Annotated in this window: 20 protein-coding genes; 3 read left to right on the forward strand and 17 right to left on the reverse strand. The window is 41.1% G+C overall.

The features are described 5' to 3' along the window. Window positions 1-738 precede the first annotated feature (738 nt). On the reverse strand, window positions 739-1,305 hold the full coding sequence (locus KW136_RS03580; protein WP_216797208.1) for a shikimate kinase: 567 nt from the start codon (window positions 1,303-1,305) through the stop codon (window positions 739-741). Window positions 1,306-3,266: 1,961 nt separating this feature from the next. Here KW136_RS03580 and KW136_RS03585 point away from each other — a divergent pair. Further along, window positions 3,267-5,654, forward strand: coding sequence for a penicillin-binding protein 1A (locus tag KW136_RS03585; RefSeq protein WP_216797209.1), 2,388 nt, complete (start codon window positions 3,267-3,269; stop codon window positions 5,652-5,654). 482 nt (window positions 5,655-6,136) lie between these two features. Here KW136_RS03585 and KW136_RS03590 read toward each other — a convergent pair whose 3' ends face one another. After that, entirely contained in the window at window positions 6,137-6,286 is a 150-nt protein-coding gene (locus KW136_RS03590) for a hypothetical protein (protein WP_216797210.1), read from the reverse strand. Between the two features lie 99 nt (window positions 6,287-6,385). Here KW136_RS03590 and lysA point away from each other — a divergent pair, with 99 nt between their 5' ends. Together lysA and yihA are read left to right on the forward strand one after the other, a co-directional pair. Then, window positions 6,386-7,660, forward strand: coding sequence for a diaminopimelate decarboxylase (gene lysA, locus KW136_RS03595; protein WP_216797211.1), 1,275 nt, complete (start codon window positions 6,386-6,388; stop codon window positions 7,658-7,660). Between the two features lie 414 nt (window positions 7,661-8,074). Next, window positions 8,075-8,695 (forward strand): ribosome biogenesis GTP-binding protein YihA/YsxC, encoded by a 621-nt coding sequence (gene yihA, locus KW136_RS03600; protein WP_216797213.1) that lies wholly within the window; start codon window positions 8,075-8,077, stop codon window positions 8,693-8,695. Between the two features lie 1,236 nt (window positions 8,696-9,931). Here the strand turns inward: yihA and rplQ are convergent. The 15 genes from rplQ to rpsN form a co-directional block, all read right to left on the reverse strand. Further along, on the reverse strand, window positions 9,932-10,327 hold the full coding sequence (gene rplQ, locus KW136_RS03605) for a 50S ribosomal protein L17 (protein WP_216797214.1): 396 nt from the start codon (window positions 10,325-10,327) through the stop codon (window positions 9,932-9,934). A 141-nt stretch (window positions 10,328-10,468) separates the two neighbouring features. Beyond that, on the reverse strand, window positions 10,469-11,446 hold the full coding sequence (locus tag KW136_RS03610; protein WP_216797215.1) for a DNA-directed RNA polymerase subunit alpha: 978 nt from the start codon (window positions 11,444-11,446) through the stop codon (window positions 10,469-10,471). 119 nt (window positions 11,447-11,565) lie between these two features. Further along, complete coding sequence (gene rpsD / locus KW136_RS03615; RefSeq protein ID WP_216797219.1) at window positions 11,566-12,189, reverse strand: 30S ribosomal protein S4; 624 nt, start codon at window positions 12,187-12,189, stop codon at window positions 11,566-11,568. Between the two features lie 144 nt (window positions 12,190-12,333). After that, window positions 12,334-12,738, reverse strand: coding sequence for a 30S ribosomal protein S11 (gene rpsK, locus KW136_RS03620; RefSeq protein WP_216797220.1), 405 nt, complete (start codon window positions 12,736-12,738; stop codon window positions 12,334-12,336). A gap of 28 nt (window positions 12,739-12,766) precedes the next feature. Further along, complete coding sequence (gene rpsM / locus KW136_RS03625; protein ID WP_216797221.1) at window positions 12,767-13,132, reverse strand: 30S ribosomal protein S13; 366 nt, start codon at window positions 13,130-13,132, stop codon at window positions 12,767-12,769. Between the two features lie 35 nt (window positions 13,133-13,167). Continuing rightward, window positions 13,168-13,284: a 50S ribosomal protein L36 gene (gene rpmJ / locus KW136_RS03630; RefSeq protein WP_216797222.1), complete on the reverse strand. Its 117-nt coding sequence runs from the start codon at window positions 13,282-13,284 to the stop codon at window positions 13,168-13,170. Between the two features lie 20 nt (window positions 13,285-13,304). Then, a complete protein-coding gene (gene infA, locus KW136_RS03635) occupies window positions 13,305-13,523 on the reverse strand; it encodes a translation initiation factor IF-1 (RefSeq protein WP_216797223.1) in 219 nt (72 codons plus the stop codon). Between the two features lie 11 nt (window positions 13,524-13,534). After that, window positions 13,535-14,869: a preprotein translocase subunit SecY gene (secY, locus tag KW136_RS03640; protein WP_216797225.1), complete on the reverse strand. Its 1,335-nt coding sequence runs from the start codon at window positions 14,867-14,869 to the stop codon at window positions 13,535-13,537. Window positions 14,870-14,917: 48 nt separating this feature from the next. Then, window positions 14,918-15,352 carry a 50S ribosomal protein L15 gene (gene rplO / locus KW136_RS03645; RefSeq protein ID WP_216797226.1) on the reverse strand — a complete coding sequence of 145 codons (435 nt, stop codon included), beginning with the start codon at window positions 15,350-15,352 and terminating at the stop codon, window positions 14,918-14,920. A gap of 26 nt (window positions 15,353-15,378) precedes the next feature. Next, a complete protein-coding gene (gene rpmD / locus KW136_RS03650) occupies window positions 15,379-15,561 on the reverse strand; it encodes a 50S ribosomal protein L30 (protein ID WP_216797228.1) in 183 nt (60 codons plus the stop codon). A 15-nt stretch (window positions 15,562-15,576) separates the two neighbouring features. After that, on the reverse strand, window positions 15,577-16,095 hold the full coding sequence (gene rpsE, locus KW136_RS03655; protein ID WP_216797230.1) for a 30S ribosomal protein S5: 519 nt from the start codon (window positions 16,093-16,095) through the stop codon (window positions 15,577-15,579). Window positions 16,096-16,106: 11 nt separating this feature from the next. Continuing rightward, complete coding sequence (rplR, locus tag KW136_RS03660; protein ID WP_216797232.1) at window positions 16,107-16,472, reverse strand: 50S ribosomal protein L18; 366 nt, start codon at window positions 16,470-16,472, stop codon at window positions 16,107-16,109. Between the two features lie 12 nt (window positions 16,473-16,484). Then, a complete protein-coding gene (gene rplF / locus KW136_RS03665) occupies window positions 16,485-17,018 on the reverse strand; it encodes a 50S ribosomal protein L6 (RefSeq protein ID WP_216797234.1) in 534 nt (177 codons plus the stop codon). Window positions 17,019-17,039: 21 nt separating this feature from the next. Beyond that, the gene (rpsH, locus tag KW136_RS03670; protein ID WP_216797236.1) at window positions 17,040-17,435 is read right to left on the reverse strand and encodes a 30S ribosomal protein S8; all 396 of its coding nucleotides are present in this window, start codon (window positions 17,433-17,435) and stop codon (window positions 17,040-17,042) included. A 12-nt stretch (window positions 17,436-17,447) separates the two neighbouring features. Further along, window positions 17,448-17,753: a 30S ribosomal protein S14 gene (gene rpsN / locus KW136_RS03675; RefSeq protein ID WP_216797238.1), complete on the reverse strand. Its 306-nt coding sequence runs from the start codon at window positions 17,751-17,753 to the stop codon at window positions 17,448-17,450.

Genomic DNA, 17,753 nt, shown 5'->3' on the forward strand with positions numbered 1-17,753 from the left:
ATAAGCTTCACCGATATGTCATCGCTGCCTCTTCCGATCGGATAGTAGAAATCGAGTGCGTGAAAATTACACATACAGGGCTCTAGTATCGCTTCTGGTAATGTACGCTAATGCTTTATGTATGGGAAGCTAGACACTGTCGCTAGGATTAAACATAAAGCTATCTTCATCCGGATATGGATTAGTCGGCTGAGTTCAGATATTTAGCAGTTAATCAGATAGATGCGACCCACTTTAATGCATCAGGTGAAATAGCCCTATACTATAGCCGGGTCGATCTGAATTTGACCGGGGCGCTAAATATTATGTGACGACAAGTCTAGTCGTTAACAAAATATATATACTCCTTATACGTCTGATATGAGTATGCTACACGTCGAATGCCGGAACTTTGCAGACACAGGTTAGGGGGGGGCGTCTATATAAGCAAACGCATATAGATTAGACCCCTCCCGCCCTCACCCATTTTGGGTTTAGGACCTCTCTGTAGTTACCCTAGAGGAATGCTTGACCAGCTGCTTTAGCGTTGATATATCTCTATAGTTCGAGGCTGAAAGCTTATGGAAAATAGAAATTACCAAGTATATTGAGTCTATCGGAGGATTAATGATAGTTATATTAACGATTATATCTCTACCTAATACTCTCGATGGTACTTTCTATTTAATTTTATTACAACACGCGCCATACCAGACCTACTTATAGGTATTGTTACCATAGAGTGGCAAGCATATCTTGCTATACATCGCTATTGAGCAGCGGTCGGATACCGATCAGTTTCAGTTTCATAAGCACTATATTAACTAAACTACTAACGGTATATTGCGTGGTTTCAATCACGACATGAGCACACTCACGATACAGAGGATCCCGCAACTCGAATAGCAATTCAAGCTCCGCTCTAGGATTGTCAGTCTGCAATAGCGGACGATTCTTATCACGATATGTGCGTAGCCATAGATCATATGGTGCTACGCGTAAATAAATGACAATACCACGTGCGTGTAACCACTTACGGTTTTGAGGGCGCATTACCGTGCCACCGCCTGTTGCTAGAACTATTTCTTTGCAGCGCGTTAACTCGTTGAGGATCGTCGACTCCCGATGACGAAAGCCATCTTCTTTCTCATGTGCGAATATCACGGGAATACACGCACCCGTACGCGCTTTAATTTCATAATCTAAGTCAACAAAGCGGCGTCTAAGTCGATATGCGATAGTGCGGCCAATAGTTGTTTTTCCAGCTCCCATCAATCCAATTAAAAAAACGCTTGCGTTTTCCGTTATTCTAATAATTTTATTCATTAATATGGATATACTGAGCGATCAGCAGTTTAATTGCATGGCCACTGTTTATCAAAGCTACACAGCATGGTATCGTAACTGATAAATCCGGAATACAAATTATCGGACACAACGCAGACTATTTGCGCACGACTCTTGTACTGCTTCTCGGTTTTGTTTTTTCATGCATCCTTAGCAAACCGCGACCAACCTCCTTTTCCTTAGGAAATTATATGAGTTTGCTTCGATAAGTAATTAGCAAAACAACAGGCTTAGTTCGGCGGCACTGTATCCTATAAGGCCCCATGGGCATCACTTCTCAAAGGCCGTCTTCTAAAAACCGCCTGGAGGGAAATTTTGGCATGATCTATATCATTAATTATGCACTTTGATGGCCACTTTATCTTTGGTGGTTGAAACCAAACTCTTATTTATGAGATGTGGCTCAGGATAGGTATACACATTATTTTTAATCCTTCTATAAATAAAAGGCGCTAATTAGAAACGAGCGACTATTCACTATTTTAAACCTTTACGTGGCCTAGACTATTGTTTGTCTGGGACTATTTATGCCCTCGAAATCCGAAATAGTATATTACGAAGCGCGTAATCTATAGCCTAACTTCGGCGGTTAGGCAGTTCAGAGCTCTGATAGCATTGCTAATCTAGCATGAATACTACACCCCTCAGAATTTAGCGCATTGAAGACGGGATAGCATCTATTAGATATTTCTAAAAGCTGAGCTTGAATGTGGAGCTTTATATTATATCAAATAATAATAAAGTTAGAATAGGTGACTAGCTAATATACAGAATGATAGAGCGTTATTTAGATATGGTGATAAATGTAATCACTGTTACTAGTAACAATTTTAATCCTGTTATTTACTACAGGGAACTAGATATTGCGCTCAGCACTCATTATAAATGTCTAATATATCAGTCTCATAGCGTCTGCTCAGATTTAGGCTGAGATTATATATAGTATGGATGCGACCGTGAATGCACGGTCTAATGAGGGCTCAAGATAAGGTACTAAAGCTTTTGCTGCTATCTCAAGGCCCGGTGGCCGTGGAATGCGTAAGCTGAGATGGAGCGGGTAGTGAATGTGCGATACATTTATACAACAATTAGCTACACGCCCGTGCCTTAGAAAATCGTAAAAGTATATTACCTACAGTTGTAACAAGCATTTTTTAAATAAAATAGTTTTTCTGAGTTAAGCACTAATTACCTACAGCTTGCTATGGTGAAGTGAATGGTGTACGCCTCCGACAAGGATCTCCGCGATACTAGCCAGATAAGAGTATCGCTACTAGCATTACAAGCATAGATATAGTTTTGTATCCGCTGCTAGCGGTGGCGCGGCAGCAATAGCACACCCGCTTAAGACTCGTATACCAACCGTTACACAGTTATCTATACAGAGCAGATGCATTGCGCATGACTTTATTATTAATACAGCGGGCGTAAAGAGCATTACCTAAAGAGCCCACTGTTAGTTGAGCCTCAGCTGGGCTGTCGAAATTACCGACTGAATGCCTCGGTTTTCTCGTAAAAGAACAAGAGAGATAGGCCTCTGTTTATTACACTGTAAACACACGATCTCCTCTTAATAGGGCGCTATGCGGGGCCTGTGAACAATATATACAGCATCTCAGCTAACCCCCCTTCGGCTAGTCATTGCTATTCGGACTACTAATAGCTGTATTATTAGCTCCTATCTTAAATCTTAATTCAATAAATAATTGGGCATTTCCTATATCCTATCTTGCTCTGCCGCGTTAGATCGGAATCACTACAAGTCTACATTCGAATACATACATAGATAATTGTGCCGCTCTCGCACACTAGATAATCTACCAGTGGTTAATTAATTAGTACTATGTTTCGCCTACAATCAGCATTCACTGTAGACAAGTAGAAAATTACTATGTCAGCACGCCCCAAGTATAATTACGCGTTCGTGTTTTAGTATTCTCATGCAATTAACGACACCTGACACTCCCTTTCCTCCATCTGGAACGAAGCACCAGAACACGTCATGGTGGCGGTTTTTGTTCGTACTTATCAAATTACTAATCGGGACAACCTTAGCATTAGGGTTGGTTCTGTGCTACGCGGTAATTCTTGCTGGGCGTAATCTCCCACCATTAACTGTGCTTATAGACTATCAGCCTAAGGTGCCGATGCGTATCTATACAGAAGACCATGTTCTTATCGGTGAATTCGGCCAGGAGCGCAGAAATGTTGTGAAACTTGACGAAATTACAGAGACGCTAAAAAAAGCGGTCCTAGCGATTGAGGACTATCGATTCTACAATCATAGCGGCGTTGACCTAACCGGCATACTGCGTGCTAGTATAGCCAATTTTACTCGGGGTAATAATGCTCAAGGTGCTAGTACGATCACGATGCAGGTAGCCCGAAACTTTTTCTTGTCTAGAGAGAAAACCTATATGCGCAAGCTATATGAAATCCTACTTGCGTATAAGATCGAATCTGCATTAACGAAAAATCAGATTCTTGAAGTCTATATGAATCATATCTATCTTGGCCAACGCGCATATGGTTTCGCTAGCGCATCTCGCGTGTACTTCGGTAAGGATTTAAAGAATATCACACTTGCTCAGGCTGCTATGCTTGCTGGTCTACCTAAGGCTCCATCCTCATACAATCCTATAGCAAACCCAAGGCGCGCAAAGATTCGCCAGGAGTATATACTACAACGTATGCTGAAGTTGCGCTACATTAATGAAGATCAATATAATTCAGCAATACAAGAGCCAATCGCGCTTAAAACAGTGAGCTCTCCATACAGTATACACGCTGAGTATGTAGCGGAGATAGTTCGACAATTGATGTACGCGCAGTATCGCGATGAAATTTACACGCGTGGCTTCAAGGTTATCACAACGATTCATTCATCGGATCAGGAAGCGGCATACCGTGCTGTGCATAAGGGTGTAGTAGACTACGATCGCCGCCATGGTTACCGTGGACCAGAAGGCTTTATTAAATTGCCGCGTAATAGCGCCGCGAGGGAACAGGCAATAGGTGACGCATTACTAGAGTACCCAGATAGCGGCGACTTAATTGCCACTGTTGTCACTCGAGCTAGCCCACAGGAAGTTAGAGCTTCCTTAATCGATGGCAACATCGTCATCATTCGAGGTGATGGGCTGCGTTTTGCAGCAGAGGCTTTATCTAGACGGGCTCAGCAGAACCGGCGCATCCATCCCGGATCTATTATCCGGATTACTAAAGATGCGCATAATACTTTTAGTATTGCGCAGGTGCCTCAAGTTGAGAGTGCCCTGATTGCACTCGTGCCACAGGATGGCGCAATCAGGGCACTAATTGGTGGCTTTGATTTTAATAAGAGTAAATTTAATCACGTTACGCAGGCATGGCGTCAGCCTGGCTCAAGCTTTAAGCCATTTATTTACTCCGCTGCACTAGATAAGGGACTAGGTCCGGCAACGATTATTAATGATGCACCGATATATTTTCCACCAAGCACGCCTGGTGGTCAGGCGTGGGAACCAAAAAATTATGGTGGTAACTATGATGGCCCGATAACGATGCGTACTGCTCTACAGCAATCAAGAAATCTTGTGTCGATTCGAATCTTAAGCTATATCGGTACGCACTATGCGAAGCAGCACGTTGTCTGCTTCGGTTTCGACGCAGATAAACACCCGGCTTACTTGCCTATGGCGCTTGGTGCGGGGCTCGTTACACCATTACAGATGGCCGCCGGGTATGCAGTATTCGCCAATGGCGGCTACCGAACTAATCCCTACCTGATTACTAAGGTTACTGATGCGCGCGACAAGCTTGTCGCGCGCGCGCAGCCAATAGTAGCTAAGAAAAATGCGCCTCGCGTGCTTGATCCCCGCAACGCGTACATTATGAATAACTTACTTATCGATGTCGCACAGCACGGAACAGGTGCTAAGTCAAATGTTCTGAAGCGTGTCGACATTGGTGGTAAGACCGGAACGACTAACGAATCGCGCGACGCGTGGTTTGCTGGCTACCAACACACCCTGGTAGCAGTTGCATGGATTGGATTTGACGGATCTCATAGCCTAGGCGATCGTGAAACCGGGGGTAGGCTCGCATTGCCTATTTGGATTGATTATATGAGCCAAGCGCTTAAAAACAGGCCTGTATACACTATTCCTAGACCACCGGGCATAGAAGAAATTAATGGTGAGCTGTACTACGCTAGTATGCTTCCGGGCGCAGGCTTTATTGAAACAGTAGGCATGCCTTCCTCAGAAATAATTGAAGAATCAATAAGCAATGTCTCTGACTCTGCTATTAATACGCGTGATAACGAATTTAATAAAAGTTTATCTTAAAACTGTTTAAGGACTAGTAAATAAATACGCTCCGCGTACAATATAACGGTGAATATTCTCAACCGACCCGTATAAAAAATCCTACATGAATAATACTAAAAGTAAATAATTAATGTACGAGTATTGTATTATATAATGCCAATATACATTTAAGTGATACCCGCCAGATCGCTCTGTAATCTATGCTTTGTATATTAACCTAGATTTTGAGCATTGGCAGAGATGGATTTACTGTAATTTTTACATTGAATTTAAATTCAAGTATTGGTAAATTATTTCTACCGAATTTACATATAGATTCTGAACCTATTTGGATGCATCCAAAATCACCATCTGTATGGTGCCTATTTAGCTCAGCTTAAAATAGTGGGCATTGACCATGCTAAACTCTTCTTGTTAGCTTAGACGGGGTCTGTTATGCGGGCGGTTTCAGGATTATTAGGCATAATAAAGGTTTTGAGAGTATACGTTATCTCGGTATCTTATAAGATCTCTCTCTGGGGAGTAATACTGCTTACTGGCTGTGTGCAGCGAGGCTCATTGTACTTACCAAGTTCGCCTCTGCAACCTTCTTGGTCAGAATTTACTACAGAACCAGCGTCTGCTGCGCTGTCATCGATTAATAACGTCATACACACATCCCCGATATTATCACCCAATATATTGCAGCCCAGTCTTCGGATTGCGTCCGATCTCTCTACTTCTCGCCCTACTCTCGATTGATTGATTATATGGTTAATGCCTTTACTTATATTGATAATCAACTTTATGCTGAACACGTGCCCGCTCGTGTTCTTGCGGAACAATATGGCACACCGCTCTATATCTATTCGAGAGCCGCGCTAATAGATGCATATCAGTCATATGCAGATGCATGTACTGGCCGTCGAGCAAAAATTCATTTTGCTGTCAAAGCTAATAGCAACCTTGCTGTTCTAAGCGTATTCGCACGCTTGGGCGCTGGATTTGATATCGTTTCTGGCGGTGAACTCACACGCGTACTTGCTGCTGGTGGAAAACCAAATGATATAGTATTTTCTGGTGTTGGCAAGAGCATCGCCGAGATGCGTATGATGTTAGATATGGGCGGACGTTGTTTTAACGTCGAATCTCGCGCTGAATTAGCGCAACTGAGCCGAGTTGCTGGTGAATCTGGCCGGATCGCGCCAATCTCACTAAGAGTAAACCCCGATGTTGACGCAAAGACTCATCAATATATTTCAACAGGCTTAAAATCGACTAAATTCGGTATCGCTTTTGATGATGCACGCACGACGTATCGCGCGGCACTAGATATGAAATATTTACGAATTACTGGAATTGATTGCCATATCGGCTCTCAGATTACTGAAATCTCGCCTTATCTTGATGCTATTGATAAGATACTTGAGTTAGTCGTACAACTTGAGTCAGACGGCGCACTAATCCACCATATTGATATCGGTGGTGGTCTAGGCATTCGCTATGATACCGAAACTCCCCCGGATATTGGTACATTCGTTAAAACAATACTAGACCATTTTGATCAACGCGGCCATAGCCATCGTGAAATTTGGTTTGAGCCCGGCCGCTCGCTGGTCGGCAATGCAGGAATCTTGCTGACCCGCGTTGAATACTTGAAGCCGGGAGCAGTTAAAAATTTCGCGATCGTCGATGCGGCAATGAATGACCTTATCCGTCCCGCTATGTACGGCGCGTACCATGCAATCGACGCAGTTACGCCACGTGATGATAGCCAACCGTTAGTAACCTATGATATCGTAGGCCCAGTATGCGAAAGTGGTGACTGGTTAGCTCGAGATCGTCCCCTTATCTTAGAGTCTGGCGATCTACTTGCAATACGATCAGTTGGCGCATATGGGTTCTCAAGCAGCTCAAATTATAATAGCCGCCCCAGAGCGGCCGAGTTACTCGTAGACGACACTCGGGTACACGTAGCTCGACAACGCGAAACACTCACGCAGTTAATGGATGGAGAATCAGCACTTCCTCACTACATAAAATAACTATATAGTATGCTCATAGAATATTTATTTCTATATTCAGTAAAAAACTATATGCTTTATAGAGCCACCATATGTTAGTGGTAACTTGCGTTTACTATGGCTAGTATATAGCGTATTTATATATACCTTAATAATAAAAAGTGCATAAAGCACGAAAAAATTCGAATAAAAGCTCTTATAAAAATAATACTGCATACCACGAATTCTGTTATTAGAGCATTTGTAAAACCAAGCTGCATAATACGATTAATAATTATTTAGTAATTGTTTACTTACTCTTAACCAAACGAGTACGCATTTAAATAGCCCATAACTTATTATATTTACAATAACGCTGTTCAGATAATATTAGCGCGGGATTGCCCGACTACTATCCCAGCCTAATATTAGGCCATCCCATTAGCTAGTAATTTTATGTCTTTTTTATATCAATCCCATTTTTTTACGACCGTTAACCATCTGCGTGATCTGCCCGAGACAGTACAGCCAGAAGTAGCGTTTGCCGGCCGCTCTAACGCTGGTAAATCTACTGTGATTAATATGTTATGCAACCAAAAGCGGCTGGCATTCACCAGCAGAATACCTGGGCGCACACAGCATATCAATTACTTTACAGTCGGACCAGTAAGCACGCCTATTGCGCATTTAGTAGATTTACCTGGATATGGGTACGCTAAAGTTCCTAGCACTATAAAAACATATTGGGAAAAATTACTAAGCGCCTACTTAATAGAACGGTCGCAGATCCGCGGCCTAATCCTTGTAATGGATTCTCGACGGCCATTCATGGAATTAGATAATCATATGATTAAGTGGTTTAGCATGACTATGCGTCCAATTCATATACTGCTGACTAAATGCGATAAATTATCAAGAAATGAAAGTTTGAACGCACTGCGTGCTGCTCAAAAATCTATTACTATTTACCAGATTACTGGTCTGCAAAGCAAAATCACGATACAGTTATTTTCAGCCCCTAAACGCACCGGAGTAGACCAGGCTCAGGCGTTATTAGAGCGTTGGCTAGGTATCTAATATTGATTTACAAGTAAACGAAAAATTATATTTTCTATAAAAATGTATATATATTGGGGCCAATTAATTTTTAATAGAGCTACCTTAAAAGATTAAAAGACACATCATAAAACTATAAAAAAGCGCTTAAAAATCTGAGAATTTCGAAAAAATACAGGCCATCGAAAAAGTAAATAAATCTTATACAAATTAATATCAGCTTCTTTATAGCAAGCAGATAGTGTGTGTTGTATACGTCTTAAAAATATTTTTATAAATATGGCTAACTAGCATTTTTATTATTTACTAAGCTCTAAATGTATGTTGATTATTATTAATAAATATAGCTAAATAAATAAAAAACTAACCTACCTAAATTAGGTTCTAATTAACTAGAATATAATTCTAGAATTATTTAATTTATTACTAGCTTTTAATTTTTTATATAATTTTATATATTAATAATATTAATTCGTAGTTACTAACCTAGTAACGCATACTTATTGCTAAATAAAAAATTCTTATTTATTAAAGATAGATATTAATCTATTTAAAATAAGCGTACAAAATAATACATCTACCTTAGTAGTAAGAATAATTAAAATAAAAAAATTCAAGATAAGATTTCATATAAAAATAATATATATCATCAATACCTTATGAATACTTAATTATATAAGTGAATCATGCATTATCGTCATAGATCGCTATCATATTTATAGCGCTACTTTTAACCACCAAGTTAAAGAATTTTATATAAAACTAAGTGAGTACATTTTACAAAAATGTAAATTTTTTTGCATTATATAATGCAGCTAACTAAAATTAGCCAGCAGTATATCTATATATTAACTATTAACTTAATTAAAATATACAGGTAAATACTAATATAGTTAAATACTATTAAGCCCTTATCATCCGGTAAAGATGATTTACTACAATGAATTTTTAACTTAAATAAACGATATACTGTCTTAAATAAAAAGATATCTTACCCCTTGCTAGTGAAAAGATAGCACAAGCTATACAGCATAAAGAGCGATACACTCAAAATTAGGAACGGCGTAGGTAAGTGTTGTATAAAATTTACATTAAGCAATATTGTAAGTATTGAGATTAGCGTTAATAATACACTCTCTTATTTATTATTAAATAATGATGAATAAACTTAATGATTCTTGTGTGACAAATAACGTTTAGATGTACTATACTGGAAAAGGCTAAGCTTGACGCTTAGCTTTTTTATTAACATAGCGCTTATTTACTTTCTACTGCTTTTACTACTCCATCAATAAGTGGGCGATCTACTAATTCAACTAGCGCCATAGGCGAATTATCACCAATACGGAAACCGAACTTTAGGATTCGAAGATAACCTCCGGGGCGCGTTATATAACGTGGACCAAGCACTTCAAACAACTTTGTTACTGACTTATTGTCACGTAATCTCGAGAAAACCAGTCGGCGATTTGCAATAGAAGATTTTTTACTTAGCGTAATCAGTGGTTCAATAACCTTACGAAGCTCCTTAGCTTTTGGTAAGGCTGTTTTGATAGACTCGTGCTCAATTAACGAGTTTGACATATTACGAAGCATTGCTAAGCGATGGCTGCTCGTGCGGTTTAATTTCCGCAAACCGTGACGGTGACGCATTTTAATTTCCTTGATTTAGAGTTTTAATCCAGTTTTTTATTTCGTGACCTAATACGAAATATGCACATAAACTAGTACGAAAATAAAGAAAATTTGCGTTGTTACCAAGCTTTTTGATAATAAACAGTAAATGCCCGTTAATTACTCATTTAGGCCAGTCGGCGGCCAATTTTCTAATCTCATACCGAGCATTAAACCACGTGAAGAAAGAACTTCTTTGATTTCATTTAATGACTTTCGTCCTAGATTCGGCGTTTTTAGTAGCTCATTTTCAGTACGCTGAATTAGATCGCCAATATAATAAATATTTTCTGCTTTCAGACAATTTGCTGATCGGACTGTTAGCTCGAGATCATCAACAGGACGCAGTAGAATTGGATTAATCTGAGGTATACGCAAAGGCGCTTTAGATGTTATTTCAGTACTTTCAAGCGCCGCAAAGACAGATAACTGCTCAACTAGAATTCGAGCTGATTGACGAATTGCTTCTTCTGGTGAAATTACGCCATTAGTCTCGATATTCATTACAAGTTTATCTAAGTCTGTACGCTGCTCAACACGCGCACTCTCAACTGCATAGCTAACTCGATGAACTGGAGAAAATGATGCATCTAGTACAATTCTGCCAATGACTTTAGCGCTTGCATCGCTGTAACAGCGTACATTACCCGGGACATAGCCGCGCCCCTTCTCGACTTTAATCTGCATATCTAGTTTACCGCCTTTTGATAGATGAGCAATAACGTGATCTGGATTTATAAGCTCACAATCATGCGGAATATCAATATCACCGGCAACCACTACACCCTCACATGCCTTACGTAAGTTAACCGTAACTTCAGCGCGGTTATGTAGCTTAAATACTACACCCTTGAGGTTTAACAACAGGTTAATCACATCTTCTTGAATACCATCAAGGGTTGAGTATTCATGAACGACTCCAGAAATTATTACCTCAGTTGGAGCATAACCAATCATTGATGATAATAAAACACGCCGGAGCGCATTTCCCAAAGTGTGACCATAGCCGCGTTCAAACGGTTCCATAATTACTTTTGCATGATTCTCACCAAGCAAATTTACCGCAATAATTTTAGGTTTTAACAAACTGGTTTGCATATATTTTTCAATACCCTCGGTTCGTTACACCGATAAGGCTGATTAAGTAATAACTTGAAAATAAACAGCTGAGACGCCTGTATATAAAGATTAAATAAGCGACTCCACTATTAATACAATTAGCGCGAATATAATTCAACAATTAGACTTTCGTTTATATCGCCGGCAATATCGCTACGCTCAGGAACTTGCTTAAAAATTCCTTCAAATTTTTTTATGTCGACTGATACCCAACTTGGAAAGCCAGTTTGCTCAGCTAGCGATAACGCCTCTTGAATTCGTATCTGTTTCTTTGCTAGCTCACGTACAGTAAGCAGATCGCCAGCTTTTACTTGAAATGACGGGATATTCGCTATTTGACCGTTTATAGAGATCGTTTTATGACTCACTAGTTGACGCGCTTCAGCACGTGTTGAACCGAAACCCATTCGATACACAACTGTATCTAAACGAGACTCTAGCAGTTGTAATAGCATTTCACCAGTGTTTCCCTTGCGACGATCAGCTTCGGCAAAGTAACGACGAAACTGACGCTCAAGCACACCATAAATCCGCTTTACTTTTTGTTTTTCTCGCAATTGCAGGCCGTAATCAGATGTACGTGCACCCGACGTACGACCATGCTGCCCTGGCTTACTATCACTTTTGCATTTATCAGCAAGCGATCGACGTGCGCTTTTTAAAAAAAGATCAGTGCCTTCGCGGCGAGACAGTTTTGATTTTGGGCCGGTATAGCGTGCCACTTTATAGTTCCTTAATATTAATTCACGCAGATCTAATTAATCTGCGCTAGTTTGTGCTTGTAAGCCAAACAGTGGACTTAGTCAGTACTTTTGCACAGACAGCTTACTGTTATGCTCAACAGTAAGCTTTAATAGACTATTTTTTTAGATACGACGGCGTTTCGGTGGACGGCATCCATTATGTGGTATAGGAGTTTCATCAGAAATAGTTGTTATTTTAATACCAAGGCCATGAAGTGCTCTAACAGCCGATTCACGACCTGGACCGGGACCTTTAATTCGAACTTCAAGATTTTTTACGCCATATTCAATTGCCGCACGCCCAGCTGACTCAGCTGCAACCTGTGCAGCAAATGGAGTAGACTTTCGGGAACCTTTAAATCCCTGCCCACCAGATGTCGCCCACGCTAATGCATTACCTTGACGGTCTGTAATCGTAATAATTGTATTATTAAATGACGCATGAACATGTACTACGCCTTCAGCAATACTTTTTTTAACTTTTTTACGAACGCGTTGCGCTGCGCTGTTACTCGAAGCTTTAGCCATTAAGTTTTCCTATAACTATCAGTTCAACTTACTTCTTCAACGCTTGAGCCGCACGACGTGGACCCTTACGAGTACGAGCATTTGTTCGAGTGCGCTGACCACGCATAGGCAAACCCTTGCGATGACGAACACCTTCATAGCATCCGATGTCTATCTTACGCTTAATATTCATCGTCACTTCACGGCGCAAATCACCCTCGACGATAAATTTTGCAACTTCATCCCTCAGCTTTTCAAAATCTGTATCGGTCAGTTCTTTAACTCGTTTTGAAGTACTAACACTAGCTAATGTACAGATTAACCGTGCACGCGAGACGCCAATGCCAAGAATAGCTTGTAAGGCAATCACGGTATGTTTGTGAACTGGGATATTTACTCCCGCGATACGAGCCATGGTTTTTCCTTAAACAAAAAAGCGAAGGCGCTGCCTTAGCCTTGACGCTGCTTATGACGTGGATTTAAGCTGCAAATCACACGCACAACACCTTTGCGTTTAATAACTTTACAATTACGACACACGCATTTAACCGATGCCATTACTTTCATAATATTATTTATTCTCTCAATTATTTTGCCCGAAACACAATTCGCGCACGAGACAAATCATAAGGTGTCAATTCTAGTGTTACTCTATCGCCGGGGAGAATTCTAATATAGTGCATGCGCATCTTCCCGGAGATATGTCCCAATACAATATGACCATTTTCGAGTTTAACTCGAAATGTTGCGTTAGGGAGATTTTCAAGAACCTCACCCTGCATCTGAATAACATCGTCTTTGGCCATATTCCTTGTATTTAACGCATCGGAAGGTTACTACTTTTGAAATGAGCTTTCTTAAGTAGAGATTCATACTGTTGCGACATAATATGCGACTGCACCTGCGCCATAAAGTCCATCGTTACAACAACTATAATTAATAATGAAGTTCCCCCGAAGTAAAACGGTACATTCCAGCGTAGTACTAGGAATTCGGGTAGAAGAGACACGAATACAATATATACTGCACCAGCTAGCGTTAGACGTGTAAGAATCTTGGCTATATAACGAGAAGTATGATCACCTGGGCGAACCCCTGGAACAAACGCACCACTTTTTTTTAGGTTGTCTGCTGTTTCTTTAGTATTAAACACTAACGATGTATAAAAAAAACAAAAAAAGACAATAGCTAGTGAATATAAAATTACATATAGAGGTTTCCCTGGCTCTAATACTGATACAAGCTTATGAAGCCAATACATATTGGCACTAGCACTGACCCAGTTAGCAATGGTCGCGGGTAGTAAAATAATTGATGACGCAAAAATTGGTGGAATTACACCCGACATATTTAGCTTTAATGGCAGGTGAGATGACTGGCCACCGTATATTTTTTTTCCAACTTGGCGTTTTGCGTAGTTTACAAGAATTTTACGTTGCCCCCGTTCGATAAAAACAACTAAATATGTGACCGAAGCAACTAACGCAATAATAATAATTGCTGAAATAATACCTATTGATCCAGCACTTACTAGCTCAAATAAATTAGCGGCCGCATTAGGCAAGCCCGCAGCAATACCACTAAAAATAATAATTGAAATCCCGTTTCCTAAGCCGCGCTCAGTAATCTGCTCGCCGAGCCACATTAGGAACATTGTTCCTGTTACTAACGTTACTGCAGTTATAAGCCGAAACATTATACCTGGATCATTTACTAAATTCGGCCGGCTCTCTAGCGCTAACGCGATACTAAAAGCCTGAAAAATTGCTAACGCAACTGTAAAGTAGCGCGTGTAGTAAGTAATCTTACGATGACCAGCTTGCCCCTCCTTTTTTAACGCCTCTAACTTTGGGGATACGATCGTAAACAGTTGCATGATAATTGATGCCGAAATATATGGCATAATTCCTAGTGCAAATACCGTAAACCGAGATAGCGAACCACCTGAAAACATATTAAACATATCCAAAATACCACCGGACTGACTTTGGAACAGCTTAGCTAGCTGAGTAGGGTCAATTCCTGGAACTGGAATATGCGCACCAATTCTGTAGACAACTAATGTTAGCAGTAAAAAGATTAGTCGCCGACGTAGATCACTATAGTGCGGTTTACTGCGTCCAGTCTTTGAAAAAATCGGACTGTTAACCATAAATCTTCTCCGCAGCAAGTCGCAATGATCTGATATATAAAGACTTACTTAGCAAATGAGCCGCCCTCCTTCGGCTTCAATTGCATTTCGAGCACCTTTTGTAGCACTTAGTCCCTTAATTATCATCTTACGATTGATCTTGCCAGTCGCAATAATTTTTACTTTTTTAATAAAAGGGCCTACAAGATTTTCTCGTTTTAATACTAATAGATCAATTTCTTCAGAAAGTAATTTTGACAGGTCGCTCAAACGCACTTCACGCATACATTTTTTTGTTAATGAGGTAAATCCACGTTTTGGCAAACGGCGTTGCAATGGCATCTGCCCACCTTCAAAACCTACCTTATGAAACCCACCTGACCGTGATTTTTGACCCTTGTGACCACGGCCTGCAGTCTTTCCTAGTCCAGATCCAATGCCCCGTCCTAGACGACGCTTTGCGTGCCTAGAGCCTACAGCTGACTTCAGATTATTTAATTGCATACTGACCTCTTAAGCTTGTATAGCACTTAACTGTCAACCTTGATGAGGTACGAGACTTTATTAATCATGCCTCGTACCGAAGGTGTATCTTGTAATTCACTGATTGAATTTAAGCGACGAAGACCAAGACCGCGCACTGTTGAACGGTGTGTATCTCTAGTACCAATTAGACTTTTTACAAGCCGTATTTTAATAGTTTTTTCAGACATAGTGACTGCCTTGTCTTAACCTAAAATTTCTTCGACGCTTTTACTGCGCTTAGCAGCAATACTACTTAGAGTAGTCTGGCGACGCAAACCGTCTAGTGTGGCTCGAACAAGATTATACGCATTTGTCGAGCCGTGACTTTTTGCTACGACATTCGTTACACCCATTACTTCAAAGACTGCACGCATCGGGCCACCAGCAATTACACCTGCACCTTGTTTAGCTGGTGCAAGTAAAACCTTCGATGCACCATGCTTACCGTCTACCTCATGTTGTAGAGTGCCGTTTTTTAGTGGTACTTTAAACATATTGCGACGAGCTTGCTCCATTGCTTTTTGGACGGCAACTGGTACCTCCTTAGCCTTACCTTTACCCATACCTATTCGGCCATCACCATCTCCAACCACTGTTAGTGCAGCAAAACCAAGAACGCGACCACCTTTGACTACTTTGGTTACACGATTAACTGATATCATTTTTTCGCGTAGGCCATCATCTCGTTCACTAGTTTGAATTTTTGCTTGCATTTTTGCCATACGAATCCCATTTAAAACTTAAGTCCAGCTTCACGTGCGGCATCAGCAAGAGCTTTAACACGGCCATGATAGCGAAAGCCAGAGCGATCAAAGGCAACAGATTCAATGCTGGCAGCTAGAGCTTTCTCAGCAACGCGCTTGCCGATTAACTGCGCTGCAGCAACATTACTACCTTTGCCCAACTTTCCGCCTAATTGCTGGCGTACTTCACTCTCAACGGTCGACGCACTAGCCACTACTCTTGTGCCGCACGGCGAAAACACCTGCGCATAAATATGCTGGTTAGTTCGGTGCACGGCTAAACGCGCAACTCGTAGCCTGGCAATCTTGATGTGTGTTTGACGAGCACGGCGCAGGCGAGATTGAGTTTTATTCATAATGCGCACCCTTTACTTCTTTTTCGTTTCCTTAAGGATCACGATTTCGTCGGCATAGCGAACACCTTTACCTTTATAGGGCTCAGGTGGGCGATAGTGGCGAACTTCCGCGGCTACTTGGCTGACTTTTTGCTTATCAATCCCTTTGATAATAATTTCTGTTTGCGACGGCGTTTCAACCTTTACACCTTCTGGCATCCGATATGTAATCGGATGTGAGAAGCCTAATAACAGAGTTAATACATCGCCTTGTGCTTGCGCACGATAACCGACACCGACTAACATAAGTCTGCGTTCGAAACCTTTTGTCACGCCACTGACCATATTTGCAACGAGAGCACGCATTGTGCCTGACAGCGCTTTTGCTTCGCTCGATTGATTAATCGGTTGAAATCTTAGTTCACTGCTGTTATTAATGACTTTAACCAGTGGATTTAGCTTTTGAGAAATCTTGCCTAATCGTCCCTGTAGGGTAATCTGTGTACTATCGAGCGTTATCTTCGTATCGTTAGGGAGAAAAACAGGGTTTTTACCTACTCGAGACATACTATAATCTCCTATCAGCCCTTAGGCGACGTAGCAAACGACTTCGCCGCCTACGCCTATAGCACGCGCCTTGCGATCAGTCATTAGTCCTTTTGGGGTAGATATTATGGCAACGCCAAAACCATTCATAACTCGTGGAATCTCATTGCGACGACGATATACGCGGAGTCCAGGCTTGGAGATGCGTTCTAAACGCCCAATAACCGGTTTTCCGGCATGATACTTTAATTCAATATTTAGTTTTGTCTCCGGGGCATGAACTTTCACGACGAAATCATTAATATATCCCTCTTCTTTCAGAAGATTTGCGATTGCAACCTTTACTTTTGATGAGGGCATTGTTACTGCTTCTTTTTCAACCATCTGTGCATTGCGAATGCGAGTTAGCATATCGGCGATAGGATCACTCATACTCATTTACGTTACTCCTTACCAGCTCGCTTTTGTTAGGCCAGGAATCTCGCCGCGAAATGCAATTTCTCGAATCTTGCTACGCGCTAAGCCAAATTTACGGAACGTACCGCGAGGACGCCCAGTAATCGCACAGCGATTACGCTTTCGGGTTGGGTTAGCGTTACGCGGTAGTTGCTGTAGTCTCAGTCGAGCTTCATAGCGCTCTTCTTCGGACTTGCTGGTATCGTTAATAATTGCTTTCAGAGATGCGCGTTTTGGAGCATACTTTGCCGCGAGATAAGCGCGTTTTTTTTCACGCTCGATCAGTGCCAGTTTGGCCAC

The organism is Candidatus Vallotiella hemipterorum (assembly GCF_910593725.1).
Classification (GTDB): Bacteria; Pseudomonadota; Gammaproteobacteria; order Burkholderiales; family Burkholderiaceae; genus Mycetohabitans; species Mycetohabitans hemipterorum.